This is a genomic window from Paenirhodobacter populi (genome assembly GCF_004022215.1).
GTDB classification, from domain to species: domain Bacteria; phylum Pseudomonadota; class Alphaproteobacteria; order Rhodobacterales; family Rhodobacteraceae; genus Rhodobacter; species Rhodobacter populi.
In genome coordinates this window covers 1-1956 of sequence record NZ_SAUZ01000067.1, presented here as the reverse complement: position 1 = coordinate 1956, position 1956 = coordinate 1, and the positions used below count along the sequence as shown (strand labels likewise).

Genomic DNA, 1956 nt, shown 5'->3' with positions numbered 1-1956 from the left:
AGCGGAAACGTCCTGTCCACGACCACCTCAAGATCCCCGGTTGCCGCCAGCTTCAGCATCCGGGAAACCGTACGGTGGACATCCGGCTTGTCCAGTTGCGTTCCCATGAAGACTCCGAAAAGCGACTGGTTCGCCTGCAGCGCCGGCCACAGATCGAGATCGAGCCGCGAGCCACCGGCATTGCCCACGAAGACCAGACGTCCCTCGGGACGGAGCGCCGCCAGAGAGATTTGCAACGTTGACCCCACAGGGTCCACGACGAGATCGACGCCACGACCCCCTGTCAGATGCATGACCGTCTCGACAACGTCGGCCGCGCGATGGTCGATCGCATGATCGAGGCCAAGCCCGATGAGGCGTTCAGCCCTCGCGACCCCGGAGACGGTTGCAAGCACCCTCGCGCCCGCCTGATGCGCGAGCTGGATGGCGGCAAGCCCGACGCCGCCTGCGCCTGCCTGGATGAGGACGGTTTCGCCGCGCGTCAGACCACCCCGCGCAAAGAGGCAGTGATGCGCAGTCCCGAATGAGATCGGCAAAGCTGCGGCGGCGGACATGTCGAGCCCCTCCGGCACAGGCCAGGTCCGGCTGGCGGCAACGGCACGCAGTTCCGCATGCGACCCGGCAAGATCGAAGCTCGTCACCCTCTCGCCCAGCCGGCGATCCTTCACGTTCTTTCCGACCGCGATGATTTCGCCGGCGGCCGCATAGCCGATGACGAAGGCCGGATGGGGTGGAGGCATGGACGCACGATTGATCAGGTCGCCGCCCTCGATGGCCGCGGCCTCTACGCGGATAAGGACACCATCTTCCGGGCAAACCGGATCCGGCACATCCGCATAGCGAAGGACATCCGGCGGGCCGGGGCGATCATAGATGGCTGCTTTCATGGCTTTGTCATGGCTCAGTTGCGTACCCGGTGAACGGTTGGGCCCGTCACCGGGATGAGTGGGAATCGGCTTCGAGCCGATCTCCACCGGAAAGGAAGAAAGTGTTGCGCTTCCAGTCGATGGCAAGCGTGGTCTGTATTTCCCAGCCACAAGCATCAGGAAAGGAAGCGCAACATGAAGCATCATGCCGGTCTGGACGTATCGGCGGAAGGCTTCCCCGGCGGTCAGGGTCAGCATCGCATGCATCGCTGACATCACAAGGCTTCTCTGCGAGCCGGGATGGCGAGTACGGATCCGTTCTGAACTTATATGAAACGCGCCATCGCTGCCCGGATCAGCCTTCGCTCGGCACCGGGGTGTTGAGAAGCTGCTGCTCCCACAGATAGGCGATGCCGCTGCCGGCGAAGTGCTGGATGAGAATATCGGTCAGCTGCTCGACATGCCCGGTGCGCGCCCAATCGCGCTGCCATTCGCCGGCAAGCGCCATCACGGTCATCGGGTTCGCGCCGGCCGCGATCATGCGCTGAATGGCAACTTCATGGGATTCCTTCGAAATCCCGCCCGACGCGTCGGTGATCACGGTCACGTCCCAGCCTTCGCCGGCGGCCTGGATGACGGGCATTGCGACGCAGACCTCGGTCCACAGGCCGGCGATGATCAGTTGCTTGCGGCCGGTCGCCTTGACGACATTCACCACATTCTCGTCCTGCCAGGTGTTCACCCAGGTGCGGTCGATGACGTCCTGACCCGGAAATACATCGGTGATCTGCTTGAAAAGAAGTCCACCGCGCCCCGCGATCACGCTGGTCAGAATGGTCGGAACCTCGAAGGCTTTTGCCAGCTTCGCCAGCGCGGTCGCGCTGTTGACCACAGCCTGCGGATCGTGGCTGTTCAGGTTCGCCAGCTGGTAGGGCTGGTGGTCGATCAGAACGAGGACCGAATCTTCGGGCCGAAGCAGCGAATCGAGGCCGTTGCGAAAGGTCATGGATGTTTCCTCCGTTACCATGTGAGCGGGAGTGTCCGCCGGGGGGCCTGCGCCAGAGGGCGACATGGCCTGCACGCAACTTGC

At 63.4% G+C, this 1956-nt stretch carries 2 protein-coding genes; both read right to left on the bottom strand.

What is annotated here, in order from left to right:
* The coding region (locus D2T30_RS22800; RefSeq protein ID WP_206613072.1) for a quinone oxidoreductase family protein at positions 1 to 1124 on the bottom strand (1124 nt) is incomplete at its 3' end.
* 97 nt (positions 1125 to 1221) lie between these two features.
* Positions 1222 to 1872, bottom strand: coding sequence for an isochorismatase family protein (locus D2T30_RS22795; RefSeq protein WP_128210646.1), 651 nt, complete (start codon positions 1870 to 1872; stop codon positions 1222 to 1224).
* Between the last annotated feature and the right edge of the window lie 84 nt (positions 1873 to 1956).